Origin of the sequence: Ruegeria arenilitoris (genome assembly GCF_013030985.1) — a bacterium.
Lineage (GTDB): Bacteria > Pseudomonadota > Alphaproteobacteria > Rhodobacterales > Rhodobacteraceae > Ruegeria > Ruegeria arenilitoris_B.
The window spans coordinates 152,841-169,394 of sequence record NZ_WPYP01000007.1 but is presented as its reverse complement, the minus strand read 5'-3'; the positions used below and the strand labels follow the sequence as shown (position 1 = coordinate 169,394).

At 54.3% G+C, this 16,554-nt stretch carries 14 protein-coding genes; 6 read left to right on the top strand and 8 right to left on the bottom strand.

Annotated elements, in window-relative coordinates; genetic code table 11:
* Positions 1-15: 15 nt before the first annotated feature.
* The 3 genes from GOX88_RS15125 to GOX88_RS15115 are packed head-to-tail and all read right to left on the bottom strand — an operon-like array spanning position 16 to position 3,616.
* A complete protein-coding gene (locus GOX88_RS15125; RefSeq protein ID WP_170403473.1) occupies positions 16-906 on the bottom strand; it encodes an ABC transporter permease in 891 nt (296 codons plus the stop codon).
* A gap of 35 nt (positions 907-941) precedes the next feature.
* The gene (locus GOX88_RS15120) at positions 942-1,949 is read right to left on the bottom strand and encodes an ABC transporter permease (protein ID WP_170403471.1); all 1,008 of its coding nucleotides are present in this window, start codon (positions 1,947-1,949) and stop codon (positions 942-944) included.
* Positions 1,950-1,960: 11 nt separating this feature from the next.
* On the bottom strand, positions 1,961-3,616 hold the full coding sequence (locus tag GOX88_RS15115) for an ABC transporter substrate-binding protein (RefSeq protein ID WP_170403469.1): 1,656 nt from the start codon (positions 3,614-3,616) through the stop codon (positions 1,961-1,963).
* Between the two features lie 219 nt (positions 3,617-3,835).
* On the opposite strand from GOX88_RS15115, the gene GOX88_RS15110 reads away from it, so the two are divergent.
* Positions 3,836-4,825, top strand: a complete 990-nt coding sequence (locus GOX88_RS15110) for an ABC transporter ATP-binding protein (RefSeq protein WP_170403468.1) — start codon at positions 3,836-3,838, stop codon at positions 4,823-4,825.
* A complete protein-coding gene (locus GOX88_RS15105; protein ID WP_170403465.1) occupies positions 4,822-5,841 on the top strand; it encodes an ABC transporter ATP-binding protein in 1,020 nt (339 codons plus the stop codon). Before GOX88_RS15110 ends, GOX88_RS15105 begins: the two co-directional genes overlap by 4 nt.
* Here GOX88_RS15105 and GOX88_RS15100 read toward each other — a convergent pair.
* A complete protein-coding gene (locus GOX88_RS15100) occupies positions 5,787-6,704 on the bottom strand; it encodes a LysR family transcriptional regulator (RefSeq protein ID WP_217354245.1) in 918 nt (305 codons plus the stop codon). The genes GOX88_RS15105 and GOX88_RS15100 overlap by 55 nt on opposite strands.
* A gap of 138 nt (positions 6,705-6,842) precedes the next feature.
* Here GOX88_RS15100 and GOX88_RS15095 point away from each other — a divergent pair, with 138 nt between their 5' ends.
* From GOX88_RS15095 to GOX88_RS15085, 3 genes are all read left to right on the top strand, one after another.
* Positions 6,843-7,823: an agmatine deiminase family protein gene (locus GOX88_RS15095; RefSeq protein ID WP_170403461.1), complete on the top strand. Its 981-nt coding sequence runs from the start codon at positions 6,843-6,845 to the stop codon at positions 7,821-7,823.
* Positions 7,820-8,869: an agmatine deiminase family protein gene (locus GOX88_RS15090; RefSeq protein ID WP_170403459.1), complete on the top strand. Its 1,050-nt coding sequence runs from the start codon at positions 7,820-7,822 to the stop codon at positions 8,867-8,869. The genes GOX88_RS15095 and GOX88_RS15090 overlap by 4 nt, the downstream gene beginning before the upstream one ends.
* Before the next feature lie 128 nt (positions 8,870-8,997).
* On the top strand, positions 8,998-9,813 hold the full coding sequence (locus GOX88_RS15085) for a helix-turn-helix transcriptional regulator (protein ID WP_217354244.1): 816 nt from the start codon (positions 8,998-9,000) through the stop codon (positions 9,811-9,813).
* 3 nt (positions 9,814-9,816) lie between these two features.
* Here the strand turns inward: GOX88_RS15085 and GOX88_RS15080 are convergent, their stop codons facing one another.
* The 4 genes from GOX88_RS15080 to GOX88_RS15065 all read right to left on the bottom strand — a co-directional run bounded on the left by GOX88_RS15080 (position 9,817) and on the right by GOX88_RS15065 (position 15,740).
* On the bottom strand, positions 9,817-11,484 hold the full coding sequence (locus GOX88_RS15080; RefSeq protein WP_170403455.1) for an amidohydrolase: 1,668 nt from the start codon (positions 11,482-11,484) through the stop codon (positions 9,817-9,819).
* A 58-nt stretch (positions 11,485-11,542) separates the two neighbouring features.
* Positions 11,543-12,811 carry a M20 family metallo-hydrolase gene (locus GOX88_RS15075; RefSeq protein WP_217354243.1) on the bottom strand — a complete coding sequence of 423 codons (1,269 nt, stop codon included), beginning with the start codon at positions 12,809-12,811 and terminating at the stop codon, positions 11,543-11,545.
* A 135-nt stretch (positions 12,812-12,946) separates the two neighbouring features.
* Entirely contained in the window at positions 12,947-14,248 is a 1,302-nt protein-coding gene (locus GOX88_RS15070; protein ID WP_170403454.1) for an NAD(P)/FAD-dependent oxidoreductase, read from the bottom strand.
* On the bottom strand, positions 14,241-15,740 hold the full coding sequence (locus tag GOX88_RS15065; protein WP_170403747.1) for an aldehyde dehydrogenase family protein: 1,500 nt from the start codon (positions 15,738-15,740) through the stop codon (positions 14,241-14,243). The genes GOX88_RS15070 and GOX88_RS15065 overlap by 8 nt, the downstream gene beginning before the upstream one ends.
* A 218-nt stretch (positions 15,741-15,958) precedes the next feature.
* On the opposite strand from GOX88_RS15065, the gene GOX88_RS15060 reads away from it, so the two are divergent.
* Positions 15,959-16,405, top strand: coding sequence for a hypothetical protein (locus tag GOX88_RS15060; protein WP_170403452.1), 447 nt, complete (start codon positions 15,959-15,961; stop codon positions 16,403-16,405).
* Positions 16,406-16,554 lie beyond the last annotated feature (149 nt).

The window sequence follows — 16,554 nt, the reverse complement described above, 5'->3', positions numbered from 1 at the left end:
TGTTCATGTGTTTCACTATACTCCGGCCTCCGATGCCCCAAGAGATGGATCTAAATGATCGCGCAACGAGTCGCCCAATAGGTTGAAGCCAATGGCGACCAGCGCAATTGCGCCCCCCGGGAAAACGGCAAGCCACCAGGAGGCAGGTTGGTGAGTTAGGCTTTCGAAAATCATAACCCCCCATTCCGGAGTGGGCGGCTGTGCGCCCAATCCCAGAAAAGACAGACCCGACGCCGCCAGAATGACAAACCCCACATCCGTCGTTGCTTGCACAATCACAAGTGGCCACACCATCGGCAGCAGTGATGTGAATATCAGGCGCGTATGCGACGCACCAAGGCAACGACTGGCCGCGACAAATTCCTGTTCTTTCAAGGAAAGCACGCGGCTGCGGATAAGCCGGGCGTACCAGGGCCAGAAAACCGCAGCCAATGCGACTGTGGTTGAGATCATGCCGCCACCAAAGCTTGCGGCTATAGCTGCGGCCAGGATCAATGCCGGAAAGGCCAGAAACAGATCCGTAACCCGCATCAACACCTCATCGACCCAACCGCCAACATACCCTGCGACCAGGCCGACCGAGGTACCCACCACAGATGCCACAGCCAATACCGCGAACGAAACCGATAGCGATATCCATGATCCGGCAACGACCCGAGCAAGCATGTCTCGCCCGATCTTGTCCGTACCCATCCAGTGTTCTCCGCTCGGCGGTTCGAGCCGCGCCATGATATTCATCTTTAGTGGATCAAAGGCGGTGACATGTATGTCCAAAAGATAAGCGACAAATGCCGAGACCGAGACGACGACGATAAATGAGACGATGCAGACGGCAAGAAAGGCCTGACCGGAAGACGTTGCAAACCCAACAATCTGAGCTGCGCGTTCGCCTCCCGGAAATTGCATTCTTTGGCCTCGGCGGATCAAGTTGGTATCTGAGCTCATGAGAGTTTCACCCGCGGGTCGAGCAGCGAATAGCTGAGGTCGACCAAGAAGTTGATCAAGGTGTAGGCAATTGAAACGACAAGCGTGATCGCCATGATTGCGTTGTAGTCCGAAGAAGCAATTGCGTTAGCAGTGTAACGGCCTAACCCCGGCCAATCGAAGATCAGCTCAATGAAGACCGCTCCTGAAATCAACAGCCCTGTGTTCAGACCAAAAATCGTCACGATCGGCAGAAGCGCGTTACGCAGAGCGTGCCGCAAGTAGACGCGAACCGGCCGAATGCCTTTGGATCGCGCCGTGCGGATGAAATCCTGCGACAGAACCTCAAGCATTGTGGTGCGAACGACGCGGATCGTGATCGCCATTGAAGGGATGGCCAAAACGGTTACCGGAAGGATCATGTGCTTCAGTGCATCGACAAACAGGTCAAACCGACCGGCCAGAAGGCTGTCGAGTGTCATGAAACCCGTTACGAAGTCCGGAGGCGTGACACCGGTTCCCAGACGACCCCCAAACGGCAAAAGGCCAAGCGTTGCGAAAAACAGCAGCTGGAAGACCAATGCCAACCAGAAATCCGGCACGGAAAGGCCCAGTACGGCTACACCGCGTACGCCGACGTCCGAAGGAGTGCCACTGCGCACGGCAGCAAGAACACCCAACAGGACACCAAGTACAAGTGAGATGCAGGCCGCCAGAATGACCAGTTCCAGCGTTGCCGGAAAAAAGGTGACTATGTCTTCGGATATCGGACGGCGTGTGACAACCGAACGTCCAAAGTCACCTTCCATAACGTTGCTTACATAAGTCAGGAACTGCGTGCCGACTGGGTCATCCAGTCCCAGTCGTTCCCTGACTGCAGCCACCGCCTCAGCATCGGCACGGGCACCGGCGATCAGACGTGCGGGATCGCCCGGCAAAAGCCGGGCGAGCGCGAATGTCATCAACACGACTCCGCCAATCAGGATCGTTGTTGCGATTGCGCGGCGGAGAATGAACCGAAGCATCTGCTTGCCGCTCAGTTGCCGCGCGACAGGTTGTACATGTCCAGCGTCGAGACATAGATCGGATTGTTCTCAATGCCTTTGATGTCATTTCGCGACACGAATTGCGCGCGTTCCTGAAGGATCGGAAGCCAGGCAGGGTCCTCGGTTGTCAGAATGTCTGCAAGGCGCTGGAACTTGACCGCCATGTCGTCGGTCATAACCTGGTTCCGAAGCTCGTCGATCAACGCCGTCGCCTCATCGTTGGCATAACGGCCCGCATTGCCGTCATAAGTTGCTGCGTCCCCGCTAAACAGACCCCAGGCAAAGCTGTAGGGATGATCGACGTTCGGCCACCAGGAGAAGTAGAAGAGATCCGGGCGCTCCTCAGCTTCACCCTCACCGAAGAACACATCGAGATAGGCCGAGAAAGACAGCTCCTGAAGTTTCAGGTCGATGCCAATTTCAGACAGCCAGGCCTGCAGCAGTTGACCTTCGATATCTCCGAAGCCTGCGTAGTAGGCCATTGTGAGTTCGGTGCCTTCAGCAATGCCAGCCTCTTCCAGCAATGCCCGGGCGCGATCCAGGTCAAAGGGCAACAGGCGATCTTTGCCATCGAGACCTTGCATTTGTGTCGGGAACACCGATGTCGGCTTGTCTGCCGTACCAAGGGCTACCTGCTCGATATATGCGTCGTGATCAAACGCATGGCTGATTGCTTGCCTTGCTTTTGGATCAGCAAGCTTACCATCTGTGGCAAACGCCACGTATTGAACCGTGAAGGTGGGCGCGTCGATCATGTTGAACCGTGGATCGTCACGCAGGGCCACCATGTCTTCCGGCTCCATCGCCAGCGTCATGTCGGCTTCACCGGTCTCCAGCAGTTGTCTGCGTGTTGCGGATACAGGCATCGTCTTGGTGATGACACGGTTGAAATGCGGATGCTCCCACCCGCCACGATAGTCTGGGTTGGCAACAAAGGTGGCGTCTTGGCCTGGATTCAGGCTCTCCAGCTTGTAAGGGCCCGTTCCCACAGGGTTGGACTGAAGAAACTCGGACCCCATGTCATCGTCGCCCTTTGAATTGGCCTCGGCAGCAGTCGGGCTGGCCATCCAGAACCCGTATTGCGAGCTAACCTGCCGGTCAAAGAAGGGACGTGGTTCTCCCAGGTCAAAGCGGACGGTCCTGTCATCGACGACGACAATCTGTGTCTCGGGATCGTCAAGCTGCCAGGTTCCGGCGAGACCCGCAGGATGCAGCACCATCCGGGTCACCGCTTTTTTCACGGCTTCGGCATTGAATGGCGTGCCATCGTGGAAGGTCACGCCATCGACCAGCGTGAACGTCCAGCTCGTGTTGTCTTCATTGGCTTCCCAGGCTTCTGCCAGTGCTGGTTTGACCGAAAGAGTATCGCTTCCGTCAAGAATCGTCAGGGTCTCATAGATAGGGCGCAAGCCATAAGCCCACTCGATATTCGTCGCGGGGTCCAGATTCTCGACCGTGGCGTCGACCAGAACAACCAGCGTGTTGGGATCGCGCGCGCCAATGTCGGGCGCTGTTGCCGCGGTGTCCGCCCATACGCGACCTGCTGGGGCGAATGCCATCGCCGCCATTGAACACGTCCCAGCAAGGAAAGACCGGCGTGGCAATCGGAACTGAGGCGAATGTCGTGTCGGTGTGGGTTTAGTCATGGCTGGCTCCCTACATCTCTTCCTGCGAGCGTGATGCATCGCGGATTGTACGTTGTGATGGATGTCAGCGTCGCAGTTTGCCGCCCGACATGTCGATACCACATAAGGGGCACAGTCGCGTAGCGCAGAAGTGTATACTAAAAGGCAGCGGCCAAGATCCAATCCCGTCTTGACCGAGTTTTTCTGAATCGGATTTGCGGCATAGGAACACCCATACGAATGGAATTATTGCGAGTAGATAACCTGTCCGTATCAGTCGGTAGCGGATCACAAGCTGCACCTATCGTAGACAGGTTGTCATTCAAACTGAACCGTGGCCAATGTCTTGGTATCGTAGGAGAGAGCGGTTCGGGGAAAAGCACGGCAGCCATGGCGATCATGGGTTTGTTGGACAAGCGAGCCCTTAGCGTCTCCGGAGCTGTTGAATTTGATGGCCAGGATCTTCTTCAGCTATCACCAAAAAAACTACGCGATCTGCAGGGCACTGAAATTGCGATGGTTTTCCAAGATCCAATGAGCAGCCTCAATCCGGTCCTGCGGATCGGTGACCAGATAATCGAATGTGTTCAGGCTCACCGCAAGCAACCCGCGAAAGCGGCATGGTCTCGTGCCGTGGAGGTTTTGACGCAGGTGGGAATGCCCGACCCGGAGGGAATGCTGAAGCGCTATCCACATCAGCTTAGCGGTGGTCAGCGACAGCGTGTGATGATCGCGATGGCGATTGTATTCAAACCCCGGTTGCTGATTGCAGATGAGCCGACAACGGCACTGGATCTGACCATTCAGGCGCAAATCCTCGATCTGCTTAAGGCTCTCTCTCGGGACCTCGATATGGCGGTCGTTTTGATTACTCATGATCTGGGCGTCGTTTCGCAAATGAGCGATGAAGTTATCGTGCTTTATTCGGGTCGGGACGTGGAACGCGGACCAACCGAACAAGTGCTTGAGAACCCTCAACATCCTTATACTATTGGCCTTCTCGGTGCGCATCCGTCGCTGGATGCAGATCAGGACCGACTCACTCCTATCTCTGGCGCGCCTCCTTCCATTTGGGAACGCCCTTCGGGCTGCGCATTCCGGGATCGATGCAGTGAGGCCGTGGAAACCTGTGCCGATACGATGCCGCCGCAAATCATGATTGATAAGAGTGACCATCTGGTGGCGTGCCACTTGCGCAGCGGGACGACACCTCAGAGGAAGACTGCATGACTAACCCAGCACTCAACATAGAAAACCTGTCGGTAGAGTTTGCGTCATCTGCGCCACGAGGGATTTTTGAAGCACCCTCCACATTTCGCGCCCTCAACAACATTACTTTGTCCGTAAACCCCGGAGAAGTGCTCGGCTTGATAGGCGAGTCCGGCAGTGGAAAAACGACTTTGGGAAAAGCGATTGTTGGCCTTGTTGAGCAGTCGAGTGGGTCTTTGGTGGTGAACGGTGAGGCACTTGATGCCACCAAGCCAGCCGACCGACGCAAATTGGCGCGTCAGGTGCAGATGGTGTTTCAGGATCCTTATTCCTCACTGCATCCTCGAAAAACCGTTGGATATACGTTGGCTGAACCGTTCCGCATTCAGAAAACGGCAGATCGAAGCAATGAAAAAGACCGTGTTCAGGCGTTGCTTGAGCGGGTTGGGTTGAATCCGCAGCATGCGGCGCGGTTTCCCCAACACTTTAGCGGCGGTCAGCGGCAGCGCATCGCGATCGCCCGGGCTATCGCAAATAGCCCGTCGATAATTGTGGCGGATGAGCCGGTCAGCGCGCTTGATGTGTCAGTTCAGGCGCAAATCCTGAACCTTCTGGATGAACTGCGAACTGAGGAAAACATGGCGATGCTGTTCATCAGCCACGACCTTTCAGTCGTACGCCATCTTTGCCAGCGTATCGCCGTCATGTACTTGGGGGAGATCGTGGAAATCGGTCCATCCAAAGCTCTTTCCTCCAATCCAATGCACCCTTACACAGCAGCACTGATGTCTGCGGTGCCGCGCGTTAAGGCAAAAAACAAAGCGCGCTCAAAGCCAATTGTATTGAAGGGCGACGTGCCTTCGCATGATGCCATACCGTCTGGTTGTCCTTTTCACACACGATGCTGGCTATATGAGCAAAAAGGCCGTCCTGCGCGTTGCCGTTCGGAGGTTCCGAAATTGGTTGATCAAGCCGAAGATCGTCAGTCAGCCTGTTTCTTTCCCGAAGATGTGGCCGTGTCTGCCGAAGGGGCGTGAGCCATCAGCCAGTCCCACAAGGCCCGTACAGCAGGCCGCTGCAGGTCACGATCCTGGGTGACGATGTACATGATCCGGCCGGTTTCCAGTACGTGTTCGCCTGCCTGACACAACTGCCCCTTTTCCAACCACGGCGCTGCCAGATCGGGGTTCCCCAGATAGACGCCGAGACCTTGCGCGGCAGCATCCAGTGCATAAACGGGATCGGAGAAATTTAAACCCGCCGAGTAGTTTTCACGTGATAGCCCGGCACGAATGTACCAGGTCTGCCAATCATCCGGCTCTTCATCATGAATAAGGGGGGCGGATTCAGGGCTTTTATGAAACGTCTCCAGTAGGTTTGGGGAGCAAAGTGGAACACGCCGCTCTGAGAGAAATTGGGCCCCGATTTCATCTGGAATTTGCGGCGGTTCGTAACGAAATGAGATGTCATATTCCGTCTCGACCAGTTCGGCTGTCAGCTCGCCTGTGTACAGCCATGGTTCTACTTCCGGATTTGATGATTTGAGTTCAGCCAATCTCGGCATGAACCAACTGGCTGCAACGACCGGCAAAATCTGAACGACTACTGTTCCTGGCTTTGAGTACGAATCAAGCCGCTGTACGCCCTGACGTACGGTTTCCAGCGCCTCCAAACTCGTTCGATACAAATCTCTACCGGCATCAGTTAGATCGATGCCACGCCCAACGCGGTGAAACAAAGGTTGCTCCAGATGGGTTTCTAGCGTGCGAATCTGATGCGAAATCGCGGATTGGGTCACGTTCAGCTCATCCGCGGCTTGCGAAAAGCTTCCCAGCCGCGCTGCCGCTTCAAATCCAACGAGCGATCCGAGCGGAGGGAGGAGGCGGTATGGATTATTCATGAGTTTAACTAATGGATGTTCCAAGAATTACGCGTTTGTCCATCACTGTACCTAATGAATAGACTCCAAACAAGACACAGCTATTGAAGATCGGAGTCACACGTGCAGCGGCAAACACCAAAACAAGCCGGATTTCACATGCCAGCAGAATGGGCAGATCACGAACGGACGTGGATGATGTGGCCGTCACGCGCTGAGGTTTGGGATGACATCTCGGAAACGCGCCGGAACTACGCAGACGTGGCCCACGCCATTCGCCAGTTCGAACCATTGACCATGCTGGTTCGGCGTGAAGACATCGCTGTAGCGCGTGATCTGTTGGGCAGCGATATTGATCTGTTGGAACATCCGATCAACGACAGCTGGGCACGTGATGCTGGCCCCTGCTTTCTTGTCGACGGAGAGGGCAACAAGGCCGGAACCTCTTTCCGCTTCAACGCTTGGGGTGGCAAATACGCGCCGTTTGCGGGTGACGATACAGTCTCATCAATAATCCTCGAAAAGTCCGGAGTGCGTAAGTTCGTATCGGACCTGATCGCTGAAGGCGGCGGAGTCAGCGTCGACGGTGAAGGCACAATTCTCACCACCGAGAGCTGTTTCCCGAACTTGAACCGCAACCCCGACTGGACACGGACCGATATTGAAACCGAGTTGAAAGAGATGCTGGGTGGTGACAAGGTTATCTGGCTTCCGGGAAACGTTGAAGAAACGGAAACCGACGGGCACGTCGATGGCATCGCCGCCTTTCTGGCGCCGGGTGTGGTTCTGGTCGAAGGCGAAGGCCCAGCGGATCACGAGTGGCATGACATCAATGTCGCCAACATTTCAGCGCTTGAGAACCAGACCGACGCCAAAGGACGCCCGCTTTCCCTGATACGTGTTCCGGATGCGGCGGATTTTGCAACGGATAACGAAAAGTTCTGCCGTTCATACGTGAATTCCTACATCTGCAACGGCGGTGTGGTGATGCCGAAATACGGCCTGCCAGAAGATGACATGGTCCGCGAAGTGTTCGAGCAATACCTGCCAGGCCGCCATGTTGCCCAAGTTGAAATTCCATCAATCGCCATCGGTGGTGGCGGAATTCATTGCATCACGCAACAGGAGCCAAAGTCATGAACAAGGAACTGCGCCAGACCCTGACCGGCAGTACACCCGGAGAGTTGGGTTTTGTGATGCCAGCCGAAACCGCACATCATGCCGCATGCTGGATGGCTTGGGTCCACGACGACCATCCCGACACCTGGGGGAAGGATATTGCAAAGGTTCAGAATGCCTTTGTCGCGATTGCCAGCGCAATCTCGCAATTTGAGCCCGTACGTGTGATCGCAGCACCCCATGCCTTCAAGCTGGCCCGTCGCAAACTGCCAGGGCACATCGATGTGATCGCGCTGGATCAGGATGACCTGTGGTTCCGGGACACCGGACCTTTGTTTGTGCAGAATGCAAATGGTCAGACCATCGGGTCAAACCTGGTGTTCAATAACTGGGGCAGCAAGTTTCCACTTGAGTCCGGCGACAGGGACGTAGGTGAAAAGCTGGTATCGCATCTTGGGCTTCCATGTTTTCAGTCGCCCCTATGTGGCGAAGGCGGCGGGCTAATAAGTGATGGCCGCGGAACTGTGATTACCACGGAAACCTGTTTTCTCAACTCCAACCGCAACCCGGGAATGACCAAGGCAGATGTCGAACGCGAGTTGTATCACGCAATTGGCGCCCGCAAAGTCATCTGGTTGCCCGGTGATGAAAACGAATGGATTACGGATGGTCACATCGATGGTGTTCTGACCTTCACGCGGCCGGGTCACGTTCTGTTTGAGGACAATCCTGATAACGAAAACCCTCATCAAAGGGTCTGTCGGGAAAACCTGAAAGCACTTCGTGGGCAAACCGATGCTGACGGAAATGAAATCGAAATTACGCTGATGAACGAGGCTTACCTTTATCATCACGAGAGTGAATTCACCGCAACATCATATGTGAATTGCTACATTGCAAACGGCGGTGTGGTTCTGCCCAGGTTTGGAACCCCCGAGACAGACGATGCGGCTGTCGAAACCTTCAGGAAAGCCTTTCCCGATCGCCAGATCGTTCAGGTCGATATCCGGGACATCTGCTGGAACGGTGGTGGCATTCACTGCATGACCCAACAGCAGCCCGCATGACGGTCAAGAAACGGAGTTAGGATATGCTTAGTCTGAAGATCAACAATGATGCCATTGGAACTCCACCGGCAAATTCCGTGTCAGGAATTGATCGAGCCCACTCGGCTCAAATCCTATCAGGATTGGGTGTGGTCATAGAAAAGGTCGGTCATGAAGGGTTCCTCGGCGCACTTGCAGACCTATGCCAATCAGTTTCGGGTTATGACAGCACTTTTGTGACTGCGTTCTTTCCCTCACACTCGCCGGTCGAATTGTTCGACAACCTCGACGATCAATACTGTGACGCAACAATCAAGCCCTACCTTGATTTTGCCTATCTGCTCGACCCGTTTTATAACCTGTTTCAGCAGGGTTTCGGTGACGGAGTGATGGCTTTGAGTGACTGCGGGCCGGATGATTTTCTGGCCTCGGAATACTACCAGACGTTCTACTCAGGCACCGGGCTGTTCGATGAAACCGTGCTCTTTATCCGCTTTGATCAGGACGCGTCCCTTGTTCTTTCGCTGGGAAGCCGGGAAGAGGGTTTTCAGTTGTCACCGCAGGCCCGATTGGCGTTGGAAGAACTGCTGCCTTGCATCGTTGCCCTTTGCCGTCGGCACTGGCCGCGACTGGATCCGGAAACTGTCATTGGTCACGGACGCATCGGACAGCACCTTAACAAGTCCTTCGAGCGCTTTGCCACATCGGTTCTGAGCGAACGTGAAGCAGAGATTGTTCGCCTTATTCTCAAGGGCCACTCATCCAAATCCATTGCGCGTGAACTGGGCAACAGCCCCGAGACAGTCAAGGTCCACCGTAAGCGTATTCACGCAAAGCTGGGCATAGCCTCACAGGGCGAGTTGTTTTCCCTGTTTCTAGAGGCGCTGTCCCGAACGCCTGCAAATGCAACGGAAGACCCGCTTGTTTACCTTGATCGAAAGCTGAGCGATCCGTACGGCGATTGAAGTCTATTCTTCAAAGAGACCAAAGGCGTCAAAAACAGGCTCACCCTGAAGTAAAGTGGCTTCGATCTCGGCAGAGGGTATTTGGCTGACCGGTAAATCCAGAATGTTCTCGCTGATTACAACCAGATCAGCGTATTTCCCAACTTCGATGGACCCTGTTTTATCATCATGTTGTAGCAGGTAAGCTGGGTTGATGGTCATCGCTTCAATCGCTGTTTCAACGTCTGGAAAGCCATTCGTTTCACGACCGACAGCAGCAGAGATTTTGATCAGCGGGTTCAGTTCGTCTGCATCCCAATCGCTGCTCATAGTGACCGTGGCTCCGGCGTTCAGCAAATCTCCTGCAGGCAATAGTCGATCTGTCCTGTCACCGATGAATTCTCCGATAAAGTCGATGTAGTCATCTTCAAGCGCGCTTGGCGGGATTTGGAAATCAGCAACGGCATTCAGTTCTGCAAATCGCGGATAGTCTGCCGGGTCTACCAAATAAAGATGCGTCAGTCGGTGCGGTCCAGAGTCTGTATTTGCATCGACGATAGCATCCAACGCCAACCGTGCGCCGTTATCGCCCGTAACATGAAAATGCAGTTGGAACCCTGCTGCGCTGAACTCATGCGCAACCTTATTCAAATACTCGCCTGGGAAATAGAGGTAGCCAAGCTCGGGACCGGCGTCGTTCTCATACGGCTCAAGTAGAGCTCCGGTTCCTTGGCTCAGAATGCCGTCAACATATATCTTTGCCTGGTTGAACCGAACCAAACGGTCGGGGTCGTTGTGAAACAGGTCCTTTAGTTCGGAAAGCTGTTCTTCGAGAGGGCGGTCGGGATAAACGTAGAAAGCATTTGATGCACGTACCGTTAACTCTCCGGCCTCTTCAGCCCAATCCCAAACGCGATGGTGCCCCTGAGGCCAATAGCCGCCAGCGTCGCTAATGGTTGTGATTCCGTTCCGGTTCAGCTCATTGGCCGCCGCAAGCAGGCTATCGTAGGCAAAATTCAGGTGATCTTCAGTCGGTAGGAATGCCAAGGTGCGCAAGTTATGAGGCGCATTTTCCATCACCACACCGTTTGGTGTGCCTTGATCGTTACGTAGAATGATGTTGCCGTTCGCCTTGTCGCTAGAATCATCATATCCCGCCGCCTTTAGAGCAACTGTATTCGCCCAAGCTCCGTGACCGATGTCGTCCAGGATCAAAATGGGACGGTCCGGCAGTAACTCGTCCAGAAACTCAACAGGGTTTGGGTGCAGGTCCAACAGGTTCGGTATGTTTACGCCAGACGCGCGAACCCAAAGGCCCGTACTATCATTCTCGGCGCATTCCAAGACGCTGTCCCGGTACCCGTCCAGATTGTCAAATGGTTCGAATTCGCAAAGAGCTGCGTTTACGCCTGCCTCTATCGCGTGAAGATGGGCGTCCTGAAAACCAGGCAAGACCATGCGCCCTTCAAGATCGATGATCGACGCGTCAGATCCGACAGCAGCAATAACCTCAGTTTCTGTTCCAACGGCGACAATTATCCCGTTTTCGTCGATTCCGACTGCCTCAGCCCAATCGCGATTTTCGTTTACGGTGTAGACATCGGCACCCGTGAGAACCAAGGGCTGTGAAAAAGCGTTTCCCGCTGCCAATGGGGAGAGCAATGTGGTTGCGAGGATGAAAGCTCGGGTCATTGTGGATCCCTTCCGTTTTGCGGAGTCGTAGTGGTTCGCGTCTCAAAGATTCAGTGTTTTACTCCTGCAATTGCAGAGCGTCCTGGTTCGCATTGGCAAAACGCAACGCCATATCCAGCAGGACATTGGCCCCGGCGGCGGCATGTTCTGGCTTTGTAAACTCCAGTTCATTGTGACTGATCCCGTCACGGCATGGAACGAAGATCATGGTTGTGGGCACGACCTGCGCCAGATTGAACGCATCATGTCCTGCACCGGAAACGATTTCCATGGAAGGAAAGTTACGTTGTTTGGCTGCCTCGCGGACCCCGCTCACCATTTCTGGATCAAACTGAACCACGGAAGAATGCCAACGACATTTTGCTTTCACCTCTAGCTTTGGATGTGCATCTGCAATGTTACAAATCCCATTGAGGAATGCCTCTTGCATAGCAACCAAGTCAGCTTCTCTTGGGTGCCGCAGGTCAACGCTCAGACAAACTTGCCCCGGCACAACATTGATCGACCCCGGGCGTGTTTCGATTTTGCCAATAGTTGCGCGCGCGTTTTCATCCTTCTGCCCGATCCGATAGACCAGTTCGACAACAGGCGCTAACGCGGGCACAGGATCGCGGCGACTGCGCATCGGCACTGGCCCTGCATGAGTTTCCTCACCTGTTAGAGTGACGTCGTACCAACGGATCCCTTGCCCGCCTGTGACAACCCCGATTGCCTTCTCTTCCATTTCCAGAATTGGGCCCTGCTCGATATGCAGCTCGACATACCGTTCAATCTGTTGAAACCCCGGCGGACACCCCTTGTCGTATCCATGGCTCGCCGTTTCTTCGGCGACTGAAATGCCTTGATCATCCGTGGTTGCAAGTACACTCGGCAGATCAAGAACGCCGCAATACACGCCAGAACCCATCATCGCAGGCTGAAACCGGGCACCTTCTTCGTTGGTCCAAACGACAAGATCGATCGGTGCACGAGTCTTGATCTTGAAATCATCCAATGTCTCAAGAACCTCCAGGCCCGCTAGAACACCAAGAATTCCATCGAACCGGCCGCCATTTGGTTGTGTGTCTAGATGCGATCCGATTGCGAGGGGGAGTGCATCGGGATCAGTGCCATCGCGGCGAATGAACAAGTTTCCGATCTTGTCGAACATTGCCCGATACCCGCGCGATTCACACCATGCAAGAAACAGTTCCCGGCCATCAACATCGTCCTGTGACAAAGCAAGCCTGCGACTTCCATTGTTCGGGATCTCGCCAATTTCGGACATGTCCATCAATCGGGACCACAAGCGTTCGGGATTGATCGAAATTTTCGTCATTTTCACCATCTATTCGTGATTAGGCGGTCTGAAATCAGGTGTGACCGCCTTCATTCTTTGCATTTGTTCGAAGTCCAACAATCCCCCATGAGGGGTACTGTGCGACTATTCGGAGTTGATAGGGAGGTGTTCAAACTTGAGGCACTAGTGCAGCTTCAATCGCGGGTGTACGCGTTCTCGCAGAAGCTCACTGGCGATCAACAATGACCCGCGTACGTTACCATGCAGAATGAGTTGGTGTCGCCGGTACAGCATTTTGTATGCTCGTCTTGCGAACCAGCCGTCGATGGTCTGACTTCCCATCAAATTTCCCATCATTTGGCCAATCGTGGAGTGACCGCCCAAGTTCACCAATGAACCCCTATCCTGATGTCGAAACGGTCTGGGCTTCGCTGAGGAAAGCAACACGCGACACAATTCCGTTGCCAAATGCTCGGCCTGCTGAGAAGCCACTTGCGCCTTTGGCGGTAGGGGGCGGCCTACGCCTGCATCAACGAGACGGGCGCAGTCGCCCAAGGCCCAGATACCTTCCGCATTCTCAACTTGTAGAGTTTCACGAACCGCAAGGAAGCCGGTGTTCAAGCTTTCTTCTTCGAATAGCTTGTTCAAGGAATCCGGCGCACCAATTCCTGCAACCCAGGCTGTTATGTCAGACTGAAGACATATGTCGTCATCAAGCTGAATAGATCCTCCGGGAAGCACTTTTTGAACTTTACAAGAGGTGCGAACCTCTACGCCTAGTTCTTCAAGCCGGGTTTGCGCCTTCTTTGACAGCTTTTCGTCAAGCACTGGAAGCAATCTTGGTGCGGCTTCGATCAGCCTGACTTTGACGTTTTTCTCAGGATCAAAGGCGTCAAACCCATATCGCGTGAGGTGCCGGATTGCCTGTGTGAGTTCGGCCGCCAATTCTACGCCAGTCGCACCCCCGCCAATCACGCTTATGTGGAGTTGCTTTTGCGCGGCATCTGGTGCGGTGTCGATCCGCAGGCAGTGCTCGAATAGTGCATCTCGATACCGGTGTGCCTGATGAAGCGTATCCAGGAAAAAGCAATTCTCCTCGATACCAGGAATGCCGAATGTGCGCGGCTCGCTTCCAAGTGCCATAACCAGATGGTCATAGTTCAGTGTACGATTGGGAATGGATTCACCAAACGTACCTTCGCGCCCAGATATCTCGACAGTCTTATCCTTCTGGTTGATGTGCAGCACGTCACCAGTTCGAAACCTGAAGCCATGCATTTCTGCCAAAGAAAGATAGCTGATTTCGTCTCCGGAATGCCCACGTGTTCCCGCGGCCACCTCGTGAAACAAAGGTTTCCAGACATGGGTCATCTTTCGGTCGACCAACGTCACCCGGTGCTCGGGCCTCCGACGAAGTTTTTTGGCCAGCCGAATGGCGAGTTCCAATCCACCTGCACCGCCGCCTAAGATCAGGATTTCAGCCATCGAGTGTGACCCATACTGATTTCGTCTGGGTATTCTCCAAAAGGGCATCCATACATTTGTCTCGGCCCTGCCCGGACTCCTTCCATCCGCCCCAGGGTTGGGTCATGTCTCCGTTCATGTAGCCGTTGATCCAGACCATCCCACAACTCAGATCACGGGCGACCTTGTGTGCGTCGCCCAGAGTTTGCGTCCAAATCCCGGCGGCAAGCCCATATGCACTGTCATTGGCCAGTTCGAGCGCATGATCGGGTCCATCATGTTTAAGGATCGCACCGACCGGGCCAAAGATTTCTTCCCTGGCAATCGTCATATCGGATGAAACGTCTGTGAAGAGTGTCGGCGATACAAAGCAAGCTTCGGGTGAGGCAGTATGCGATGATCCGCTGACGATGGCTGATGCACCTTCTTCAACAGCGCCTGAAACATAGCCAAGTACACGTTGCTGATGCGCGCGGTTGACCAAAGGACCCATTGTTGTCTTAGGGTCGAGTGGATCGCCCGGGCGAAAGTCCTCAGCGGCCTTCATAAGGTGCTCGCAGAATTCATCATGAACTTCTCGAGCAACCAGAATTCGCGACCCTGCCGTACAGACTTCTCCTTGATTTCCGAATATGCCAGCCGCCACAGTTGCAGCGGTTTTTGCAAGGTCCGGCGCATCCTTAAGGATGATCTGAGGGGATTTTCCGCCGAGCTCTGCGGACACCTTCTTGAGGTTAGAGCGCGCGGAATACTCGTACATCAGGCGACCAACACCGGTTGAACCAGTGAATGCAATCTTGTCGACCTGCATGGACTGCGCCAGTGCTGCGCCCGCAACTGCGCCGCGGCCTGGAACCACGTTGAACACACCCTCTGGTCCGCCCGCTTCGAGAAACAGCTTACCCAATAGAAGTGCTGTAAGCGATGTGTCCTCAGCAGGCTTCAACACCACGCTGTTTCCTGCTGCAAGAGCAGGCGCGATCTTCCAAACCGCCATCATCGTTGGATAGTTCCACGGCGTGACACATCCTACGACGCCAAGCGGTTGCCGCTGAATGTAATGGAGCGCATCGTTCGCGGTGACCGGGCAGTTTCCGCCAATCTTGTCGACACATTCTGCCATGAACCGCATGGTCAGGCCACTTCCCGGTACGTCGATTTCCAGCATCTCGGAAATCGGCTTGCCCATTTCAAGCGTATCTAGCACGGCAAAAGTGTCGCCACAGCTTTCAATCAAATCGGCAAATCTGTGGAGGATACGCACTCTGTCGCGCGGCGGCATTCTGGACCATACGCCGTCGTCAAACCGTTTGCGTGCGACGGCGATAGCACGAGTAACATCACCAACTGACGCACATTCGATGCTTGCGACAAGTTGCTGGTTAAACGGATTAAGAGAAGTCAGTGTTTCGCCGGTTTCCGACCTGCACCATTCCCCATCAATCAACAGTCTTGTTTCTGGAGTTTGAGTTGCTGCGAACCTATGCCAGTTTTTGTCATTTGTATCGAGCACCAGCGACACCTTTCTCGTGGAAAATTCTGAGTCGCCGCAACATTAGGCACCGGTTTTTCGACCAACGAGTCCCACGTAAGGGGGATTACGATGCAAACCGTGAGCTTTCAGAAACGATGAAACCGAACTGATACTCCGGGCTTAGTGGAAAATTTTGGTTGTGTTTCTCCGAAAAAACCGCACCTCTGCCCCCCTAGATCATAAGCGAAGGTTATCGAATGGAATGGTGGGCAAAAAACGCTAAGTCGATTGAAGCGCTGGCCGCGGTCGTAACCGTGTTTATTGCGATATCCGCTCTAATCGGGGCCAAAGTTCAGCTTGATCGCCACGATCAGATTCAACGGGAACAGTCTGCTCGTGATGCTTACCGAGCACATCTCGCACTCGCCACGGCGCAACCACAATATGCACGACCGCTAGATGCGTGCAGCCTTGTTCAATCTGCCGAAGGAGGCGCATACGTAGCCTTTGTTGACCACTTGCTTTACTCGGCAGAGCAAATGCTGGCTGTTGAAGAAGGTTGGTCTACTACCTTCTCGGAACGGCTTTCATACCATTCAGACTATCTGTGCTCAGAATTTGCGCCTCACATTCCAGTTGGCGAAGTTGGAAGATTGGTACAGCGTTTTGGTATCGATAGGTGTCCAGCGGATCTGTCGTGTTGACATCCAATACAAGCCTTAGTTGAACAGCACCGGGGCATACCTTTGCCAGCAGAAATTGGTCAGCGCCGCGCCCACTGAGTACTGCAAGTGTATTCGGTGGATCTCAGTCCAAAGCGGCCCTCTGAGCGCTGCCGTGCTACGAGGCCAGT

Bases quoted from the DNA above. Each gene is read 5' to 3' on its own strand.
- GOX88_RS15125 (WP_170403473.1), bottom strand. From the start codon at position 906: ATGCAATTTCCGGGAGGCGAACGCGCAGCTCAGATTGTTGGGTTTGCA.
- GOX88_RS15120 (WP_170403471.1), bottom strand. From the start codon at position 1,949: ATGCTTCGGTTCATTCTCCGCCGCGCAATCGCAACAACGATCCTGATT.
- GOX88_RS15115 (WP_170403469.1), bottom strand. From the start codon at position 3,616: ATGACTAAACCCACACCGACACGACATTCGCCTCAGTTCCGATTGCCA.
- GOX88_RS15110 (WP_170403468.1), top strand. From the start codon at position 3,836: ATGGAATTATTGCGAGTAGATAACCTGTCCGTATCAGTCGGTAGCGGA.
- GOX88_RS15105 (WP_170403465.1), top strand. From the start codon at position 4,822: ATGACTAACCCAGCACTCAACATAGAAAACCTGTCGGTAGAGTTTGCG.
- GOX88_RS15100 (WP_217354245.1), bottom strand. From the start codon at position 6,704: ATGAATAATCCATACCGCCTCCTCCCTCCGCTCGGATCGCTCGTTGGA.
- GOX88_RS15095 (WP_170403461.1), top strand. From the start codon at position 6,843: ATGCCAGCAGAATGGGCAGATCACGAACGGACGTGGATGATGTGGCCG.
- GOX88_RS15090 (WP_170403459.1), top strand. From the start codon at position 7,820: ATGAACAAGGAACTGCGCCAGACCCTGACCGGCAGTACACCCGGAGAG.
- GOX88_RS15080 (WP_170403455.1), bottom strand. From the start codon at position 11,484: ATGACCCGAGCTTTCATCCTCGCAACCACATTGCTCTCCCCATTGGCA.
- GOX88_RS15075 (WP_217354243.1), bottom strand. From the start codon at position 12,811: ATGGTGAAAATGACGAAAATTTCGATCAATCCCGAACGCTTGTGGTCC.
- GOX88_RS15070 (WP_170403454.1), bottom strand. From the start codon at position 14,248: ATGGCTGAAATCCTGATCTTAGGCGGCGGTGCAGGTGGATTGGAACTC.
- GOX88_RS15060 (WP_170403452.1), top strand. From the start codon at position 15,959: ATGGAATGGTGGGCAAAAAACGCTAAGTCGATTGAAGCGCTGGCCGCG.